Below are 20693 nucleotides of genomic sequence, written 5' to 3'. Positions count from 1 at the left end.
ATGGCTTCATCATCTTTTTGGAATAAGAAAAAAGTATTTATTACAGGACATACTGGATTTAAAGGCTCCTGGCTCACCCTTTTCTTAAGTTCTTTAGGTGCAGAAGTAGTAGGCTTTTCTTCTCATCCCCCATCCATTCCTAACATTTTTGAACAAGGTAACGTAGCAAAAGAGTGCACGACAATGAAAGGCGATATTACAGATTACCATTCTTTATTTCATGCCATGAAGCAGCATAAACCTGACATAATATTTCATTTAGCAGCTCAGCCAATCGTAACCGCTTCATACAAAAATCCTATCGATACATTCAAAACGAATGTTTTAGGTACTGTCCACGTGCTAGAAGCAGCAAAGTCCGTCGAAAGCGTACGTGCCATTATTAATGTGACAAGCGATAAATGTTATGAGAATGACGGTAGTGGCGACCGAGCGTTCGTGGAAAATGACCGACTAGGAGGTTTCGATCCTTATAGCGCTAGTAAAGCTTGCGCTGAAATAGCGGCAACATCCTATCAAAAATCATTCTTCCGCACTAATACCCAGAAACTCGCCTCAGTCAGAGCTGGTAACGTCATCGGCGGTGGTGATTGGGCAGAAGACCGATTATTCCCTGATATCATTCGGGCATATTTGCACAATCATACTTTGTGTATTCGAAACAAATATGCCGTCCGTCCGTGGCAACATGTTTTAGATCCTCTACATGGCTATATCCTTTTAGCTGAGAAACTTTGGAATGATGCTAAATATGCAGAAGCGTGGAATTTCGGCCCAATGAATGAACCTAACAGAACCGTTCATGATGTCATTGAATCTGTAATAAAATTATGGAATAACCCACTAACAATCATTTCCTCCTCTACAAATACTCCTTATGAATCACCTGTTTTAACACTCGATAGTACAAAAGCAGTAAACAAACTCGGCTGGACTCCTAAGTTATCAACAGATGATGCTATCGCTTGGACTGTTGATTGGTACAAAAAATATGCATCTGGTGAAAATATAGAATCTTTCACACGACAACAAATCGATGCATTCAAAAATTTATAAGGGGGCTATAAAATGGAACAGAAAAAATGCCGTTTTTGCCACTCATTACTAACCAACACTTTTTTAGATTTGGGCGTTTCCCCTCTTGCTAATTCATTTGTAGCTCCTGAAAGCTCATATAAAATGGAACCTTTTTATCCGCTGCACACATTTGTTTGTAACTCTTGTTTACTCGTACAGCTAGATGAATTTGAATCCCCACAAAATATTTTTCATAACTATTTATACTTCAGCTCTTACTCCTCAAGTTGGCTACTACACGCTAAACAATACGTAGAAATGGCGATTAAGCGTTTCAACTTAACGAAACATTCAAAAGTGATTGAAATCGCAAGTAACGATGGGTACTTATTACAATACTTTAAAAAAGAAAATATCGAGACATTGGGAATTGAACCCGCGAAAAACGTAGCAGAAATTGCTATCAAAAAAGGAATTCCTACTCATGTAAATTTTTTCAGTAATGACTTAGCAAAAAAATTGCCACAAGCTGATTTAATCGTCGCAAATAACGTATTAGCACACGTTCCGAACTTGCATGATTTTGTCGCTGGTTTAAAAACACTATTAAAACGTGATGGCACGATAACAATTGAATTCCCACACTTATTAAACCTTATATCCTTTAACCAATTTGATACCATCTACCATGAACACTTCTCCTACTTCTCACTTATAAGCCTTCAAAAAGTTTTAAGTTATCATCATTTAAAAATTATTGATGTAGAAGAACTTTCAACGCATGGTGGTTCCTTACGGATTTTTGTAAACCATCTAAGTGCCCAATCAACTATCCATTCCAATGTTACAAAATTAATTCAAAAAGAAGTCGATCATGGGTTAGATACTTTAGATTACTATCTCCTTTTTTCTAAACGCATCGAACAATTGAAAATAAATATTTTAAAGTTTTTTATTGAAGCGAAAGTTTTAAACAAACAAATTATCGGTTACGGTGCTCCAGCTAAAGGAAACACCCTTTTGAATTATTGCGGGATAGGTAAAGAATTTCTAGCTTATACAGTAGATAAAAATCCTCACAAACAAAATCTCCTTTTACCAGGAACTCGTATTCCAGTAAAATCTCCAGCAGAAATTAAACGTACAAAACCGGATTACATTTTCATACTTCCTTGGAATTTGAAAGACGAAATTATGAAAGAATGCTCTTTCATTCGTGAATGGGGCGGTAAATTTTTAGTGACGGTTCCAGAAGTTGAGGTGATCGAGCCATGAAGAAAGTTGTTGTAACAGGTGGTAGTGGCTGGATAGGTAAATATGTTGTACATTCACTTATACAAAAGGGATATGAAGTGCACGCCACGTATAATAAAAATAACCCCTCTCACCTCCCTTGCCATTGGCATAAAGTAAACTTGCTTCGCGATGACGAAGTAAAACAATTCATTTCGGATGTTCAGCCTAGCCATCTCATTCACCTTGCTTGGGAAGCAGTGCCACCAGCATGCTATATATCTATTAATAATTACTATTGGCTAAAGTCTAGTATTTCATTGATTCAACACTTCACAATATGCGGTGGAAAGCGTGTTGTAGTTGCAGGTACTGGCGCAGAATACGAATGGTTTAACGGCGTATTATTTGAAGATTCACCGCTCCTTTCCTATAAAACCCCGTATTCTTTATGTAAAAACGCACTGCACTCCTGGCTAGAAACGTATGCACAACAAACAGGCCTCAGCATGTGTTGGGGCCGCATTTTTCATATGTATGGACCTCACGAACAAGGTAATCGGCTCGTTTCTAACATTATTACTTCCTTATTAAAAAATGAGGAAGCACTATGTACACATGGAAAACAATCGAGAGATTTCCTCCATGTGAGTGACGTCGCTGACGCTCTCGTAACAGTATTAGAACATGGCGTTACAGGCACCATCAATATCGCTTCAGGTCAATCTGTACAAATTAAAGAACTAGCTTCTATCATCGCTAAAAAGATAGGAAAAGAACATTTAATTAAACTAGACGCGATTCCTTTCTCTAAGGATGAACCTTTATTCGTCGGCGTTAGTGTAGAACGTTTAAAAACTGAAGTAAACTGGAAACCAACATACGATTTAAATACAGGAATAGAAGAAACAATTTTATGGTGGGAATCATTTATACAAAAACATAACGATATACGTCACTAAAACGTAAATCCTTCGTTCCTCTCGCTAATTCCTTATACCATTCTTCTAATCTTTCCGGCGTAATAATATGGTGCGTCCCCATTCCCCCATGCTTACTAGCTTCAGAAAGAGTCGGACCAATTTGTAACTTTCTCTTTCTCATCACATCGTTCCACGGACTAAATCCAAACCATAATATACAAGCAAGAGGTGGATAAATCATCGATTCATGCGCAGATAAATGTCTTCCAACCGTATAACTTCCATGCTCATGATTATGAATAAATCTACCTCTTCTCCATAACGGCCAATCTTCTGGTAAATAACCATGAAATCGCTGTTTCATTAAAGGTATTCCAAAGTTAAGGTCAGGATAGTTGTAGTTAGGATCATCAACCATAATAAGCCCGTCCAGCCAATACATCCTCCCCCCCAATTCATTTAGCGATTTCCAAAACTGATTTTTATCTTGCACGCAAAGAAACTCAGTCGTATTTAAAATCATTTTCCATCCTTGTACTTCTTGTTCTATCCTCATCACTTCATGATCTGTCGCATATGCATCAAACTCTGGATTTACAGAATCTCGCACCTCCCAATGCGGTGCGAATTTTTTACAAATCTCAACGGAACGATCTGTTGAACCTTTATTAATTAAAATACCATGATCAAAAAGTTTCGTATGATGCATAAGCCACCATGGCAATAAATACTCTTCATTGTAAAAATGTGAAATAACGGTTGTAGTTATAATAATCTCCTCCTCTTTCTCTATTAATCTACTTTTTATCCTACAACCAATATACTCATAAGCAAAAATATGTTTCCTAATTATTGATCAAATATTATTATTAATATTTTTGTAAGTTTTCCTTTGGTACCCAGCCCTTCTCACCATCTCTTCCTTCGCACCAAACCCATCCATTCAATTCTTCTAATCCGATCAATCTTTCTCCAATACTCACATTTAATTCTTTCGCAGTATATTGTTTTATAATAATTCCTGTTCCATTCATATCTTTTCTTATAATTTGCTCCGGAACCCATCCTTTCCGGTTATACTTCTCTTCGTGACAAAACATCCAGTTTTCCCAGTTTTCCGGACCAGCGTAACTCTCTATCATTTTCACTACATCCCCCTCTTCTAAGCGAATTGGATTAGGATAATTGCTAACATGTGATTTTATAACGATATATTTCATAACAACCTCCAATAATCAGAAAATTAAGTTATAATATCATTATAAAAATAGAAAGGAGCATACACGCATGTACTACAACACTTCATTCGAAAACGATCAACCTGTAGGCCGTCTATAAACTAAGACGGGCAATCATATAACACATACACTACGCCTCGTCTTAGGGAACTCATAATACCCTAAAAATAGACGGAGGTACTTTACATGAAACAAACAATTTTAGGAGCTATATATTTATCACTAGCAGCAAGTATATGGGGCGGTATGTATGTTGTTAGCAAATACGTACTCGATTTTATCCCACCACTAACACTCGTTTGGCTACGCTTTATTATCGCTTTTGTTGTTTTGTATGGCATTTTAAAACTAGCTGAGAAAAAGCAAAAGAAAAAAGTAACCATTCGCAAAAAAGATTGGCTCCTCTTCGCTTGGATTGGATTTATCGGCTATTTCATTTCGATCACATGCCAATTTATCGGAACAAAATTATCCGACGCTCATACAGGCTCGTTAGTTACATCAGCTACACCTGCATTTATGGTTATATTTGCAGCGCTCATTTTGAAAGAGAAACTAACTGCTCGTAGACTTTTATCTACTATAATAGCGACAATCGGTGTCATTATCGTAATCGGATGGGACATTGAAATTGGCTATTATTTTATCGGAACAATCATTTTAGTTGGAGCCGCTATTACGTGGGCTTTACTATCTATTTATGTAAAAACCGCTTCAGCTCGATTTTCATCTTTAGTTATTACAACGTATGCCATATTCTTTTCACTCTTTTTTATTACACCTTTTATGATATGGGAACTACAAACATCCTCTATCGGAACAGTAAATACGTACGTAATATTAGGCGTATTATACTTAGGAATCGTCTCAACAGCAGGTGCCTTTTTCCTTTGGAATAAAGGATTAGAATTAATGGATGCAAGCATCGGTTCCTTATTTTTCTTCTTCCAACCTATCGTTGGATCATTACTTGGCTGGCTCTTATTAAATGAGACATTAAATAGTAACTTTTTCATTGGTGGTATTCTCATTATATGTAGCGTTTTCATTACTACTTTTGAAAAGAAATAAAAAGCAGGCAGAGCTTCTTAGTCTCTGCCTGTTCGCATAATTGGATCTTGGTCGTGAAAACCAATACAAATCGGTATATTACTTTGCACTTCACTACGTACACTTATAAAACTACACAGCGTTTTAGCAATTAAATATAAAGTTATACCGACTGCTTTTTCACTTGTGTCAAAGCCATTTTCAGTATACATATCTGCTAATTCTACAGACCCCGGCCCCTCAATATTATATGTCCATTCAGATGCCCAATCGTCATCCTCTTCTTCCATTAGAAAATACTCCTCACAAATATAGAACTGACTATCCCATTCGTTATCAAGGTCATACTCAAAATAAATCGCTTTTGCTTCTTCATTAGTAGCCCTTTCTACAGTTGTATCCAAACCTACTCGAATACTTTCCTTATATGACTCTAAATCAATTACTTTAATTCGCTCTGCACATTCTGTAGACGCCAACACGCAACAAATATCATAATACTTCGCTTCTATTTGCTCTACTGCTAACGAAAAGACATCCTCTTGCATCTCTTCTAAATACTGAAATATATCCACACTAAACACTCCTCACTCTTTACGCACTCCAATGCGATGGACGAGACAATAATTTCGGTAATTTCGTATGCTTATCCCCTCTCGCAGCATTAACTTGAACTTGCGTCAGAAAAATACTATTAGTAAAATCAGCCCCGCGAATATCTGCATCTCGCAAATCTGCTCCGATGAGATCTGCTCCTCTTAAATCTGCACCATTTAAGTTAGCCGCAATTAAATAAGCTCCTCTTAAATTTGCACCTTGTAAATTTTTCTTTTTCAGATTCGCTCCCATAAGGTCTGCTCCGCGGTGAATGATTCGTTTCTTACGCGCAGTATTCATTTCCTTCCATACTAGTTCGCTCGTTTCTAAAAGGAGAATGTTCACCTCTGCCCTATGCATTGGAACATTTATTTTCATTAACTCATCTGGATTTAAATTCGAAAGTCGCTCTGTCTCCTCAATTGCGTTCTCCAGCTCTTTATGAATTGGCTGTGTTGCCTTTAAAAGAATCGCCTCATTCAAATACCAAAGCATTTCATGAAGTTGATGCATAACTGGAAAAGCATCGTACATTTTTCTTGCATGCTTTGCATCTTTCCGCCAATCAATCCCTTTAAACGTACCCTGAGAAATCTTCTGTCCAGCACCGAAACACTCAAATACTGTACAACCTTTATAACCTTTTCCTCTAAGATTTTTATGTATACTACATTTAAAATCTGATTGTAAGTTGGAACATGGTTTACCACCATCTTTATTCACTGCAAAATCTACCGATGCTGCGAACGGTAATGCAACGCAACATAGACCGAAGCATTTTTCGCAGTTTGCTTTTAAATGATCGTTATGATTAGTCAAAATCTATACCCCCTGTTGTCTTTTGACTATTTCATAATATTCCAACTGTAATAAATAATCAATTTTAAAATAAACCAGCATCTTTCGTTTCAATTCATAACTTTATCATTCGATTTCCTTTCAATTGAAAAGGACTATTTCTATTTAACGAATTATAATTAAATTATAAATTTTCTAACTAAAAAGGAGACTTATTATGGCACTAGAAATGAAAACAAACTGTCAAATTTGCGATCAATCGCTCGAACAAGATTCTGAAGCATACATTTGTGTATATGAATGTACATTTTGCGCACCATGTACAGAAGAAAGACATAACGTTTGTCCAAACTGCGGCGGCGAGTTAGTACGTAGACCGAAAAAGAAACAGTAAAAAGCAAAGCGATATCGCTTTGCTTTTTTTTAGGCATATGAAATTATATCAACGATTTTTCAAATATATCGAACACAACTTCAAATATATCAACGATTTTTCAAATATATCGAACACAACTTCAAATATATCAACGATTTTTTTAATATATCGAACACAACTTCAAATATATCAACGATTTTTTTAATATATCGAACACAACTTCAAATATATCAACGATTTTTTTAATATATCGACGTTTCGACAAAGGATATCGACTTACCGACAAATAACGACACCTCTGCATGCATTCAGCTTCAACACAACTTAAGCATTTAAAAACTTCACACAAACAGGCTCTGGCACAACAACATCAGATTGTAAAAGTGTTAACTTACCTGTAGATTCATCTCTTGAAAATAACACAAGATTATGTGACTTTTCATTTGTAGCAACAAGAAACTTTTCAGTAGGATCTAATACAAAGTCTCTTGGCCAATTTCCTTCTGTAGATGTATGTTCCACAAATGTAAGCTGGCCTGAGTTTTGATCTACGCTATAAACAGCGATACTATTATGACCACGATTACCTGCATATACAAAGCGGCCGTCAGAAGAAATATGGATAGCACTGCCTTGACTATTTTCATCAAATTGTTCTGGAAGAGTAGAAATATACTGTAATTCTGTAAAGGATCCTTCTTCCGAGTTATATGTTAGCGCAATAACCTCTGAACTAAGCTCCGTCATTACATAAGCGTATTTTCCATTTGGATGAAAAGCAATGTGTCTTGGTCCACTTCCTGGATTCACAGACAGGCTATTCACTTCTATTAATGTACTATCTTTTACTTCATACGTAATTATTTTATCTATCCCTAAATCAACGCCCACTACATATTTTTCATCAGGAGTGTACCCCGCGTAATGTGCATGTGGTTTTTCTTGTCTTTCTTTATTCGGACCTGAACCTTCATGTGCCATAATAGATGAAGCAGGATTTACAGTTCCATTTTCTTCATTTATTTCAAAAGACTCAATCGTTCCTTTATGGTAATTCGCTGTAACTACTGTATGATTCCCACTATCAACACTAATATGACAAGGAGAAGCACCTTCTACTACTTGTCTATTTTTCGCTTTTAGTTCTCCAGTATGACTATCAATGGAATAAGCAGCTACACCGCCAGATTCGCCTTCCTTAACAACAGAATAAAGATATTCATTATTTCGGTTAATCGTTACATATGTAGGGTTATCCAGCTTAGCGGCAAGTGTTACATTACTAATTTTTTTTGCTTCTACATCTAACGTAAACTTATATATTCCTTCACTATTTTCTTTCGTGTATGTTCCAACATATCCAATAAACTCTTTGTTATCCTTCATTTTCATAACCCTCTCTCCCTATATTTTTCGTTCATCATACTTCTTAACATATTTTATGTTGAAAGAGTATCCAAAAAAAATCGGAGTACCTCTTTATACGTTACCATATTTTCTTGGTAAATAACTTTTAAACCCACTTTTTTTGATACGCTGCTATACTTTCATATTCTTCTTCCAATTGACGGGACAGACGAATATAGATTGGCGTTAAATCTTTATATTTTTCCACACTTTCCATGTTTGGCTCATGATGAAAATCTGCACCTACCATTTCAGAAACTACGGATAATGTATCTATTTCACCTAAACTATATAAACCGAGGATTGCAGCTCCTAAGCAAGAGCTTTCGAAACTTTCAGGAACATATACGTCTTGATGGAAAATATCCGCCATCATCTGTCTCCAAAGTTCCGACCTTGCAAAGCCGCCTGTCGCTTGAATTTTTTTCGGTTCGCCAATGAGTTCTTTTAAAGCGAGAAGAACGGTATATAAGTTATAAATTACCCCTTCTAAAACTGCACGGATAAGATGTTCTTTCTTATGGTACAATCCGAGTCCAAAAAATGATCCTCGTGCATTTGCATTCCATAAAGGAGCTCTTTCTCCTGCTAAATAAGGATGAAATAATAACCCATCAGATCCCGGATTCACTTTTGCTGCTATTTCAGTAAGTACTTCATATGGATCTTTTCCTAAACGCTTCGCAAGTTCAATCTCTGAAGTACCCAATTGGTCACGAGCCCATCTGAAAATCATACCACCGTTATTAACTGGACCACCGATTACCCAATGGTCTTCAGTTAACGCATAACAAAAGATTCTCCCTTTTGGATCTGTTACAGGACGATTTGTTACAGCACGAATCGCACCGCTTGTACCAATTGTAACAGCCACAACGCCAGGATCTATTGCATTTACCCCTAAATTAGATAGTACTCCATCACTCGCTCCTACTACAAAAGGCGTAGAAACAGGTACATTCATCTCTTTGGCAAGCTCTTCATCTAATCCTGTTAAACTGTGCGTTGTTGGAACAAGCTTTGAAAGCTTTTCATCTGTAATTCCCGCAACATATAAAGCCTCTTCATCCCATTTTAAAGATTTTAAATTAAACATCCCTGTTGCTGATGCTATAGAATAATCAATTACATACTTTTTATATAACTTGTAAAAAACATATTCTTTAATAGAAATGAATTTATAACTTTTTGCGAATAACTCTGCCTTCTCATTCTGTAGCCAAACTAATTTCGAAAGTGGTGACATCGGATGAATTGGTGTCCCAGTACGAAGGTAAATTTCGTGACCATTCATATCATTCTTTATTTTCTCCGCCCAGCTTGCACTTCTATTATCTGCCCAAGTGATACATCTCGTTAACAGCTTTCCCTTTTCATCTACAGCAATGATACTATGCATTGCCGAACTAAAAGAGACACAAAGAATATCACTTGGCTGTACACTACTTGATCGTACAGTTTCTTTAATCGTATGTATTACTGCACGAAAAATTTCTTCTGGGTCTTGTTCTGCTGTTTCAGGCGTAGGAGAATATAAAGGATATTCAATTCCATGACTAGCAATGACAGATCCATCAGTAGAAAATAGAACTGATTTTGTACTAGTTGTCCCAATATCTACACCAATCATATATTTTGAGCTCACCATTTCTTCCTCCTAACAAAAAATTGTTACAGTATCCCACCATAAAAATACATTCCTTTTATCTATTGATAACGTTGTATGCCACAATTATCTAAATAGAAACATCTTTATCTTAAACAAACATATCGAGTAGTAAAACGCCTCCAAAAGCGATAAATGAAAGTAACGTTTCTAATACTGTCCATGTTTTAAATGTTTCTTTCACTGTTAAACCTAGGTATTCTTTTACCATCCAAAAACCAGCATCGTTTACGTGTGAAAACATTAATGCTCCTGCACCTGTTGCAATAACGAGTAATTCTAAGTTCACACCTGTTGTATTTTCAACGATTGGCGAAATGATACCCGCTGCTGTTGTTAAGGCGACTGTCGCTGACCCTGTCGCAATTCGAATTAAACCAGCTACTATAAATGCTAATACAATTGGAGATAGAGCTAAATGTTCAGACATTTGAGCAATAGCATTCCCTACCCCACTATCGATAAGAATTTGCTTAAAACCCCCGCCGGCACCAATAATCGCAACAATTGAACCGATTGGTAATAAGCTATCTTCTGTTATCTTCTTAATAGCTTTTTTATCGATACCTTGACGAAATCCAAGAAAATAGAACGCCGCAAAACATGCAATCAATAGTGCAATGATAGGACTACCGATTAATGTGATAATCTTCATCAAAGTATTAGAAAGAGGCACATAAGGAGCTGCTGCAGCTAAAACCATTAACATAACAGGTAACAATATAACTAAAAATGAAACTCCTATTCCTGGTAATTTCGTTGATTTTGTATTTACACGAATCAATTCTGGCTCATTTTCAGGAATTACACGTTTGTGAATCCATTTCGCAAATATAGGACCTGCAATAATCGCTGCAAAAAATGTAATAATGAGTGAATACATTAGTACCTTCCCAAGATTCGCTTTATAAATACCAATTGCAACTATGGCCCCTGGATGCGGAGGAACAAGACCGTGCACGACAGATAGCCCAGCAATTGCTGGTAATGCTATTAATAAAATATTTTGTTTCGTTGTTTTATGAATTGAAATTACTAACGGCAGTAATATTAAAATGCCTACTTCAAAAAACACCGGGATTCCAATAATAAAACCTGCAATTAACATAGCCCATGGTAAGTTTTTTATCCCAAAGGATTTAATAAAGAACTCTGCCACTTGCATTCCAGCACCTGACTCTGCCATCATTTTCCCTAAAATTGTACCTAATACTAAAATACCTACTAAATGCCCGAGAACACTTCCAACTCCTGTTTCATAAGCACTCACTATTTTATCCATTGGCATTCCAGACATAATCGCTAAAAACAAACTTGCAACCGTTAAACTAATAAACGCATGCCATCTCCACCACGACACCCCTAAAATAACAATTACGATTGATAATAATGTAATCATTAAAAGGTACATATTCATACTCAGTTCCACCCCTTTATGTAAACCCTTTCAAAATTACTATACAATTAAGAGAACCTATATAGTTCTTTCATGAGTAAGAATTTATATATCGATATACAAATCATCTTCACAAAATAATAATTTATACAAAAAGAATCTCCCTTATCAGAGATACATGTTAACTACTCTCTCTGATAAGGGGATTTCTCTTTCATAATTATAATGTTATTTTATACATGCTTCATACGAGCATATTTTCCTTCTTCAAAAGTAAATGACACTTTCTTCTCTGCTGTTTTCACGTAGTAAGACTACAAACTGAGGATCCAGTTTAAACGATGAAGTTACTTAGGATTTGTCCTCTCATGAAAAGCAATTTTCGGAAAGCCCCTTCACTTTTATGCATTATAATTTAGGAGCTTTCGCCCAATCCGCAGCAAACTTCTCAATACCCTGGTCTGTTAATGGGTGCATAGCAAGTTGTTCAATTACTTTATAAGGGATTGTTGCAATGTGAGCACCTGCCATCGCTACACGAGTTACGTGATCTGGATGTCTAACAGAAGCCGCAATAATTTGTGTATCTAATTGATGAACATCGAATAATTCAGCAATTTTAGCAACTAATAATACGCCATCTTCAGAAATATCATCTAAGCGCCCTAAAAATGGAGAAACATACGTTGCACCTGCTCGAGCCGCTAAAAGAGCTTGGTTCACTGTGAAAATAAGTGTAACGTTCGTTTTCACACCTTTTTCAGTAAGATAGCGACAAGCTTCTAATCCTGCTAGCGTCATCGGAAGTTTTATTGTAACTTTTTCATCGCCGCCGTTAATCTTAATCAGTTCCTCTGCTTGAGCGATCATCTCTTCAGCTGTAACAGCATCTGGCGTTACTTCTGCCGAAACAGATTCAACTTTCGGCACTGCCTGACAAATTTCTGCAATACGGTCTTCAAACTTAATGCCCTCTTTTGCTACTAAAGAAGGATTTGTTGTAACACCAGCTAAAACTCCAAGTTTATATGCTTTTTTTATGTCCTCAAGATTTGCAGTATCAATAAAAAATTTCATGATCCATTCCCTCCAGTTTTTAAACGTTGATGAGTTACATGTTTAATATGCTTATCCCGTAAAAGCCCGATTGGTGTGGAATAAAGCCCCTACTTATTAAAGTTTCACTTTATTTCTTTTCTACTGCATGTCCGCCAAATTCATTGCGCAGAGCTGCTACAACTTTTCCTGTAAATGTATCATTGTCTAATGAGCGGTAGCGCATTAATAGAGACATTGCGATAACAGGAGTTGCTGTTTGAAGGTCTAATGCTGTTTCTACTGTCCATTTTCCTTCACCAGAAGAATGCATAACACCCTTAATTTCATCCAGTTTTGCATCTTTAGAAAATGCATTTTCTGTTAATTCCATTAACCAAGAGCGAATGACTGAACCGTTGTTCCATACTCTTGATACTTTTTCATAATCGTAGTCAAATTCACTTTTCTCTAGAATCTCAAATCCTTCACCAATAGCAGCCATCATACCGTATTCAATTCCGTTGTGAACCATTTTTAAGAAGTGACCACTACCAGCTTTTCCAGCATATAAAAATCCATTTTCTACAGCAGTATCGCGGAAGATAGGTTCAACGATGTCCCAAGCTTCTTGATCTCCTCCGATCATGTAACAAGCACCATTACGAGCGCCTTCCATTCCGCCAGAAGTTCCTGCATCCATAAAGTGAATGCCATCTTTCTTTAATTGCTCATATCGGCGGATAGACTCTTTATAATGTGAATTACCAGCTTCAATTAAAATATCTCCTTTTGATAAAAGTGGTGTAACCTCATCAATAACAGAATCAACAACAGCGTGTGGTACCATTACCCAAAGAATTCTTGGTGATTGTAATGACTGAACAAGTTCACTTAAACTAGATGTACCCGTTGCCCCGTACTCTTTCATTTCTTCTACTGCGCTCGTATTTAAATCAAATGCTACTACTTCATGTTTATGATCCATTAAATTTTTCCCTAAATTTAATCCCATTTTACCTAACCCAATTAATCCTACTTGCATAATATAATTCCTCCTCAGATTATCTTTTATTAAAAATTCATATCACTACGATTTTGAATACCCTTCAGTATTGATAAATCTAGAAAGGTATTCACAGTCATAGCTTAAGAATTCAACACATTTTTTGTAATTTGAACAACATTTTCTGTCGTAAATCCAAATAGATTCATGACTTCAGCTCCAGTTCCTGAAGCTCCAAATGTTTCAATTGCTAGTACTTTTCCTTCTTGTCCTACATAACGTTCCCAACCTAGAGATACACCCATCTCAAGAGATACTCGTTTCGTTATAGAAGACGGAAGAACGGATTCTTTATATTCGTTCGATTGGCGATCGAATAACTCCCAGCTCGGCATTGCAACGATGCGAACAGAAACTTGATCTTCTTCTAATTTTGCTTTCGCACTAGCAGCTAAGGATACTTCAGAACCTGTCGCAATTAAAATTACATCCGGATTTTCATTTGTTTCTGTTAATACGTAAGCTCCTTTAGAGAGATTCTCTATGTTCGCTTTCGTTTCATTAAACACCGGTAAATTTTGACGACTCAGTACTAAAACGACTGGACCATCCGTTTGCTGTAAAGCATACGCCCAAGCACTTGCTGTTTCATTTGCATCTGACGGACGGATAACTGTTAGACCAGGAATTGCTCGAAGCGCTGCCAATTGTTCAATTGGTTCATGCGTTGGACCATCTTCTCCTACAGCAATCGAATCATGTGTAAATACGTAAGTAACAGGTAACTTTTGCAGTGCAGCCAGTCGAATCGATGGACGAAGATAATCATTAAATACAAAGAATGTACTTACGAAAGGTTTTACTCCTCCATGAAGCGCCAATCCATTCGCTGCCGCGCCCATTGCATGTTCACGTACACCGAAGTATATATTGCGGCCAGCATACGATTCTACTGCATATACTGCTTCACCTTTTATATCTGTCATCGTAGAATGAGAAAGATCTGCACTTCCACCGAAAATAGAAGGAATCGATTTCACATAATGATTAATAGCTTCCCCACTTGCAACACGAGTAGAAATCGTTTTTTCAGTATCAAAGGATAGAATGTCTTTCGCTTCAATTAAAACCTCACCTGTAATCGCTTTTTCTAATTCATCTGCCAGTGTAGGATTCGCTTCTCTGTATGAGTTGAACTGCTCATTCCAGTCATTTTCTTTTTCAATACCTTTTTGTTTCAGTTCATTAAAATGAGCTTTTACTTCTTGAGGTACAAAGAAGTCTTCCTCATAATGCCAACCATACACTTGTTTTGTCGCTGTCGCTTCTTCTACCCCAAGCGGATTACCATGTGCTTTGTTCGTTCCAGCAACTTTTGGACTTCCATAACCTATAATGGTTCTAATTTCTATAAGAGTAGGTTGATCCGTATTGTCTTTCGCTAATTGAATCGCTTTTGTAATCGTATCAACATCGTTTCCATCCTCAACTCTTACATATTGCCAATGTGCAGATTCTACTCTTTTCTGAATATCTTCAGAAAAAGCAATGTTTAATTCACCATCAAGTGAAATTTCATTTGAATCATACAGTACAATTAACTTGCCAAGTTTCATATGTCCTGCCATTGACATCGCTTCATAAGCGACACCCTCCATTAAGTCACCGTCTCCAACTAAAGCGTACGTATTATGATCTATAATAGAGTGACCATCCTTATTGAACTTCGCTGCCAAATGAGCTTCTGCCATTGCCATTCCGACAGCATTCGCAATTCCTTGTCCTAACGGGCCTGTCGTCGCTTCAACTCCAGAAGTGTGACCAAACTCCGGATGTCCTGGTGTTTTACTATTTAACTTTCTAAAGCTTTTCAAGTCATCAATTGAAACGTCATATCCAGCTAAATGAAGTAAGCTATACAGTAGGCTCGATCCGTGTCCCGCTGATAAAACGAATCGATCACGGTTAAACCATTTCGGATGATTAGGATTGTGACTTAAATGATTCGCCCATAATGCATAAGCCATCGGTGCTGCTCCCATCGGAAGACCTGGATGACCTGAATTTGCCGCATTAATAGCATCAATTGATAACGTACGAAGTGTATTCACTGCTAATTGATTTATGTTTTGTGTCATAGTAATCGTCCCCCTAAATGCTTTCATGAAAGAAAGTACTTATTTTTCCGTTTCTTGATCTAACCACCATTTAAATCCACTTTCTTGCAATAATTCATTCGACGCATCTGGACCATATGAACCAGACTCATATTCATGAAGTGGTAATAAGTTTTCCTCGAATGCTTCAAGAATTGGTTGTACCCATTCCCATGACAATTCAACTTCTCTCCAATGTGCAAAGAATGTAGCGTCTCCACTCACAGCATCATGAATGAGTCTTTCATACGCTTCAGGTACTCCCACATCCGCTTGCTCACAAGTAAAGTTAATACGCATCGGTTCAATTTCTCCATTTTTCAATGGATTTTTACTATTTAACTGTAATGAAACATTCTCACCTGGGCTAATTTCAATTATTAATAAGTTAGGTGCTGCATTTGGATTACTATCTTGATATTGCTGTTTTAACGTATTTTTAAATTCGATTACAATACGAGTAGACTTTTCTTTCATTCGTTTACCTGTTCGTATATAAAATGGAACGCCAGTCCAAAACGGATTATCGATCCACAATCGAGCAGCAACAAATGTGTCTATGTTAGAAGAAGGATTTACTCCTGGTTCCTCTTTATATGCTACAACTTGCTCGCCTTTTATCTCTCCTGAAGCATATTGTCCGCGAATGATATGGTTTTGAACGTCTTCTTTTTTCACTTTACGAAGCGTCTCCATTACCTTTCGCTTTTCCTCTCGAATTTCACATGCATTAACCTTTTCCGGCAGATTCATAGCAGTCATCATTAATATTTGTAACATATGATTTTGAACCATATCTCGAATGGCTCCTGCCTGATCATAATATCCTGCTCTTTCTTCAACCCCAACTGTTTCACTAGCTGTGATTTGTACATTCGCTATATGTTCTTTATTCCAAATAGACTGGAGAACAGGATTTGCAAATTCTAGTGCTTCAAGATTTTGAATCATCGGTTTACCTAAATAATGATCAATACGGTATATCTCGTCTTCTTCAAACGTGCGACTAAGCTTATCATTCAGCTCACGAGCAGATGTAAGGTCATGCCCAAACGGTTTCTCAATCATTAGGCGTTTCCATCCATCCGTTTTATCAAGTCCGCTTTCCTTAATATTTAAAGCGATTGTCTCGAAAAATTCAGGAGCAACGGAAAGATAAAACATTCTATTACCTTTTATATGTAGTTCTTCTTCCCTTTCGCGAACGACTTGTAATAATCTCTCATAGTCTTCCGGCTTACTCACATCTAATGGACAATAGCGAAAATTATCTAAAAAACCTTCGAGATCTGAAGTCCCTTCTTCTCTATGGCGAGAAAACGTCTCTATTGATTCTTTTATTCTTTTTTGAAAATCTACATGAGATACTTCACGTCTCCCAAGCCCGATAACAGATATTTGCTTTGGAAGCTTTTGATCTCTATATAAGTTATATAGTGCGGGGTAAATTTTGCGTTTCGCTAAGTCCCCTGTCGCTCCAAATAAAACAAAGGTCATTGATTCCAATTTCAGTCCCCCTCTTGTTGTATAATCCTTGTCAATATTTTAAAAATGAATTGTACAGAATCCCCTGTTTTTATAAAAAAACAAAGAGTTATCAAATTCCAATTCCTTTTATACCTTTCGCTTTCTAATTGTCCCCAATATTAATAGTGGCAATTCAAAGCATTTCTACCACAGATTACTTATTTATCGAACCTAACAAACAAATGTATATTCGATTACTTTTAGTAATTAAATAATCTTATGTCTAGTATATTAACCATATAAATTATTATCGTCAATAAAAATGTCTTGCATTACATACTATTTATTTCGTAATGCTTTTCTAAGTGTATTCCTAATTACCATTCATTTTCAAAGATAATGATTGATATAACAAATGTCAGTTTCATCAAAATCTTCAATCATTTTTTCATTAAACTCACGAGCAGACGTTACATGATAACCAAAAGGCTTCTCTATAATAAGACGACGGTTCAATCCTTTTGTAGCCCACAATCCACTTTTCTTAATATTTAAAGCAATGACATCAAATACTTCTGGTATAACAGATAGGTAAAACATGCGGTTTTCAGGAATGTTTAATTCTGTTTCACGCATCTTTACAAGGCGCAACAAATCTGGATAGTCCTCTATATTCGCTGTATTTAATTGACAATAACGAAATGTACTAATAAATTCTTCTACTCCTGATTCGTCATCAGTAGATATTCTAGAAAATGTAGCAAGGGATTGTTCTACCTTTGTTTGAAATTCCACATCTGACATTACCCTTCTGCCGATACCCATAATCGAAATAGATTGCGGTATATTTTGATTACTAAATAGCTTATATAAAGCAGGATAAATTTTGCGTTTCGCTAAATCCCCTGTCGCTCCGGATAAAGTGAAACTTTAATCAGTGGGGGTTTTGTTCATCCCCACTGATTATTAGTTGAACCAATCGGGCTTTTACAGGCAGTTGCCCCACCTAACTTCTATGATATCGCTGAATTTTGAGGTGGGGGTCTTACTGCCTGTTAATGCGGGGTAAAAGAAATGTCATTGAATCCATTTGTTCTCTCTCTTTTAAAACAATTGCTAGAATAGAATATATAAGTTCATTCGCTACTTAGCACCATACTGTCTCTAAAACCTCATACTTTACCAATGTTTCTTCAATACAATTTTCCCAAGAGCACGTTCTGACTCACTTATGTGGTGTGCTTTTTTTACACCTTCTACATGTAAAGGCAACACATGCGTGACAACAGGTTTAATCTTCCCGCTCTCAATTAATTCTGTAATAAGAGAAAGTTCATATCCGTTAGGTTCAGTAAATATATGGTCACTCTCAATATTTTTCTCTCTTGCTATTTCAATTTGCGGAATTTCCATACCTTTCGGACCATAAATAGACGCTAACTTTCCATTTGGTGCAAGTACTTTATAACTATTCTTTAGTACATCCCCACCTAACACATCAAATACAATATTGTAATTATGCAAAAGCAAAGAAAAGTCTTCCGTTTTGTAATCGACGACAGTATCAGCGCCTAGATCCTTTACAAATTGCATGTTTTTCGTACTAGTCGTAGTTGCAACATGTGCACCGAAACTTTTCGCTAGTTGAATAGCAAACGTACCAATCCCGCCAGATCCAGCATGAATTAAAACCTTATTACCTTTTTGAACATTTGCGAACTTCACTAAGCTTTGCCAACTTGTCAAACCTACTAGAGGGATTGATGCCGCTTCTTCAAAAGATAGATTTCTCGGTTTTTCCGCCACATATTTTTCATCTACAGCCACGTACTCTGCGTACGTGCCGTTTCGTTCAATATCTGGACGACTATATACTTCATCCCCCACTTTAAATGCTGTTACGTTTGGCCCTATAGCAGCAACTACACCTGCAACATCCCATCCTAAAACGAGCGGGAAGTCATAAGAAATTACGTCTTGAAGTAAACCCTCACGTATTTTCCAATCCACAGGATTTACACCAGCTGCATATACTTCAATCAGTACATCGTTGTCTCCCAATAGCGGTGTCTGCATTTCAATCTCTTGTAGTACGCTTTTATCTCCATATTGCATAAGTCCTATTGCTTTCATTCTTTTCACTCCTTTACAAGGCTGGGAAATGCGGTAGTACTTCTTCTCCTAGCTCATCCAATACTTCGTCAGCTGGACGTTGACCATCAAATAGAGCAAGGAATAAATGATTCACACCAATACTTTTATATACATCAAGTAATTCAATTAGTGCCTTACGCCCTGTACGGTAACCTAAACGTATCGGTGTAGGACGTTCATTTGGATCTTCAGATAAATCTAAATGCATCGGTTGGATAAATGGTTTGAATACATCTGGATGATAATCCTCTACTCGTTCTCTCCATTGTCCAATTGCTGCTGCCTGATGCACTGGACTACGTGGATAATACATCCATCCATCTCCATGTTCAGCAAACCATTCCATATTTTGCTGACTAAAACCTGTAATAAAGGTTGGAACACGTTTAGACGGTTTTGGAACTAAATTCGCACCATGCACTTCTCCTAGCGTCGACTGGATAGACGGGAAGTTTTTATACAAAATGTCTTCCAAGTAAGCAAATGCTTCTCTAAACTTTTCACCTCGTGTTTCATGACTAACACCTAACGCTTTGAAATCGGCACGTCTGTCACCGGATGAAACGCCAAGCATAATTCTTTCTGGAAATAGTTGATCTAATGTAGCAATTTCTTTTGCTACACGCAATGGATGACGAAGTGACAACACTGTTGCCGACGTTCCAAATGCAATTTTCTCTGTCTTGCTTGCTAAATACGTCAAATAAATCATCATATCGTAAATTTGACCTGTTGCAGGATCACCAAAATCAGGGTCTTGCAGCAAAACATCGCGAAGCCATACACCTGTAAAACCATATTGTTCTGCTTTTTGCACTAACTCTACTTGTTTTTCCATCGTTGGAGCATGAAACTGATAATTTTCAATCGGAATGTGGACTCCTAATGTAAGCTGATTTTCCGCAAACATACGATTATATCCAAAATGGTTCGCAAACTTTTCCATGTGTTTCACTCACTTTCCCTCATTCATATAAATCTATACTTTTCATATTTCTTCTCAAAATTTATAAGCAACACTGCAACACCACATTGTTGCCGATTGTAATCGTTATAACTTTCTTTGTGCTACGAGTGTTATTATAAATCGGCCATAACATGAATAACAGTACGTACTTTAAAGTGATGTAGGCACTTTAAAGTACCTATACTACATGCTTGCTTATCACTTTCA

Annotated in this window: 19 protein-coding genes; 5 read left to right on the top strand and 14 right to left on the bottom strand. The window is 36.8% G+C overall.

The window, feature by feature from the left end; genetic code table 11:
- From rfbG to M1D66_RS10645, 3 genes are read left to right on the top strand one after another with little or no spacing between them, the layout of a single operon-like run.
- Positions 1–1056: a CDP-glucose 4,6-dehydratase gene (gene rfbG, locus M1D66_RS10655; protein WP_000168654.1), complete on the top strand. Its 1056-nt coding sequence runs from the start codon at positions 1–3 to the stop codon at positions 1054–1056.
- 12 nt (positions 1057–1068) lie between these two features.
- Positions 1069–2292 (top strand): class I SAM-dependent methyltransferase, encoded by a 1224-nt coding sequence (locus tag M1D66_RS10650; RefSeq protein ID WP_000435778.1) that lies wholly within the window; start codon positions 1069–1071, stop codon positions 2290–2292.
- Positions 2289–3212: an NAD-dependent epimerase/dehydratase family protein gene (locus tag M1D66_RS10645; RefSeq protein ID WP_000758374.1), complete on the top strand. Its 924-nt coding sequence runs from the start codon at positions 2289–2291 to the stop codon at positions 3210–3212. Before M1D66_RS10650 ends, M1D66_RS10645 begins: the two co-directional genes overlap by 4 nt.
- Here M1D66_RS10645 and M1D66_RS10640 read toward each other — a convergent pair.
- Positions 3181–3981: a glycosyltransferase family 2 protein gene (locus M1D66_RS10640; RefSeq protein ID WP_075678122.1), complete on the bottom strand. Its 801-nt coding sequence runs from the start codon at positions 3979–3981 to the stop codon at positions 3181–3183. The genes M1D66_RS10645 and M1D66_RS10640 overlap by 32 nt on opposite strands.
- Positions 3982–4042: 61 nt before the next feature.
- Complete coding sequence (locus M1D66_RS10635; protein ID WP_000875289.1) at positions 4043–4393, bottom strand: SH3 domain-containing protein; 351 nt, start codon at positions 4391–4393, stop codon at positions 4043–4045.
- 204 nt (positions 4394–4597) lie between these two features.
- Between M1D66_RS10635 and M1D66_RS10630 the strand changes: the two genes are divergently transcribed.
- Positions 4598–5482: a DMT family transporter gene (locus tag M1D66_RS10630; RefSeq protein ID WP_000814764.1), complete on the top strand. Its 885-nt coding sequence runs from the start codon at positions 4598–4600 to the stop codon at positions 5480–5482.
- A gap of 17 nt (positions 5483–5499) precedes the next feature.
- Here the strand turns inward: M1D66_RS10630 and M1D66_RS10625 are convergent, their stop codons facing one another.
- Both M1D66_RS10625 and M1D66_RS10620 read right to left on the bottom strand, forming a co-directional pair.
- Positions 5500–6036, bottom strand: a complete 537-nt coding sequence (locus M1D66_RS10625) for a hypothetical protein (protein WP_242283467.1) — start codon at positions 6034–6036, stop codon at positions 5500–5502.
- Between the two features lie 19 nt (positions 6037–6055).
- Positions 6056–6877, bottom strand: a complete 822-nt coding sequence (locus M1D66_RS10620; RefSeq protein ID WP_000181428.1) for a pentapeptide repeat-containing protein — start codon at positions 6875–6877, stop codon at positions 6056–6058.
- Positions 6878–7073: 196 nt separating this feature from the next.
- Here M1D66_RS10620 and M1D66_RS10615 point away from each other — a divergent pair, with 196 nt between their 5' ends.
- The gene (locus M1D66_RS10615) at positions 7074–7250 is read left to right on the top strand and encodes a DUF1272 domain-containing protein (protein ID WP_001162789.1); all 177 of its coding nucleotides are present in this window, start codon (positions 7074–7076) and stop codon (positions 7248–7250) included.
- Between the two features lie 306 nt (positions 7251–7556).
- On the opposite strand, the gene M1D66_RS10610 is transcribed toward M1D66_RS10615, so the two are convergent.
- The 10 genes from M1D66_RS10610 to M1D66_RS10565 all read right to left on the bottom strand — a co-directional run bounded on the left by M1D66_RS10610 (position 7557) and on the right by M1D66_RS10565 (position 20465).
- The gene (locus M1D66_RS10610; protein WP_153595162.1) at positions 7557–8624 is read right to left on the bottom strand and encodes a lactonase family protein; all 1068 of its coding nucleotides are present in this window, start codon (positions 8622–8624) and stop codon (positions 7557–7559) included.
- Positions 8625–8745: 121 nt separating this feature from the next.
- Positions 8746–10287, bottom strand: coding sequence for a gluconokinase (gene gntK, locus M1D66_RS10605; RefSeq protein ID WP_242555213.1), 1542 nt, complete (start codon positions 10285–10287; stop codon positions 8746–8748).
- Positions 10288–10396: 109 nt separating this feature from the next.
- Complete coding sequence (gntP, locus tag M1D66_RS10600) at positions 10397–11722, bottom strand: gluconate permease GntP (RefSeq protein WP_242555214.1); 1326 nt, start codon at positions 11720–11722, stop codon at positions 10397–10399.
- 387 nt (positions 11723–12109) lie between these two features.
- Positions 12110–12778: a fructose-6-phosphate aldolase gene (gene fsa / locus M1D66_RS10595; RefSeq protein WP_000667676.1), complete on the bottom strand. Its 669-nt coding sequence runs from the start codon at positions 12776–12778 to the stop codon at positions 12110–12112.
- 109 nt (positions 12779–12887) lie between these two features.
- Positions 12888–13781, bottom strand: a complete 894-nt coding sequence (gnd, locus tag M1D66_RS10590; RefSeq protein ID WP_001195925.1) for a phosphogluconate dehydrogenase (NAD(+)-dependent, decarboxylating) — start codon at positions 13779–13781, stop codon at positions 12888–12890.
- 104 nt (positions 13782–13885) lie between these two features.
- Complete coding sequence (gene tkt, locus M1D66_RS10585; RefSeq protein WP_153595160.1) at positions 13886–15880, bottom strand: transketolase; 1995 nt, start codon at positions 15878–15880, stop codon at positions 13886–13888.
- Positions 15881–15919: 39 nt separating this feature from the next.
- Complete coding sequence (gene zwf, locus M1D66_RS10580) at positions 15920–17404, bottom strand: glucose-6-phosphate dehydrogenase (RefSeq protein WP_086385139.1); 1485 nt, start codon at positions 17402–17404, stop codon at positions 15920–15922.
- Between the two features lie 351 nt (positions 17405–17755).
- Entirely contained in the window at positions 17756–18250 is a 495-nt protein-coding gene (locus M1D66_RS10575) for a glucose-6-phosphate dehydrogenase (RefSeq protein WP_086385138.1), read from the bottom strand.
- A gap of 294 nt (positions 18251–18544) precedes the next feature.
- Positions 18545–19498 (bottom strand): NADP-dependent oxidoreductase, encoded by a 954-nt coding sequence (locus M1D66_RS10570; RefSeq protein WP_086385137.1) that lies wholly within the window; start codon positions 19496–19498, stop codon positions 18545–18547.
- 13 nt (positions 19499–19511) lie between these two features.
- Positions 19512–20465 carry an LLM class oxidoreductase gene (locus M1D66_RS10565; RefSeq protein ID WP_086385191.1) on the bottom strand — a complete coding sequence of 318 codons (954 nt, stop codon included), beginning with the start codon at positions 20463–20465 and terminating at the stop codon, positions 19512–19514.
- Between the last annotated feature and the right edge of the window lie 228 nt (positions 20466–20693).

It is taken from the genome of Bacillus sp. PK6-16 (assembly GCF_056530295.1).
Note: the sequence above shows the minus strand (reverse complement) of the source record. Positions and strands in the feature narration are given on the sequence as shown.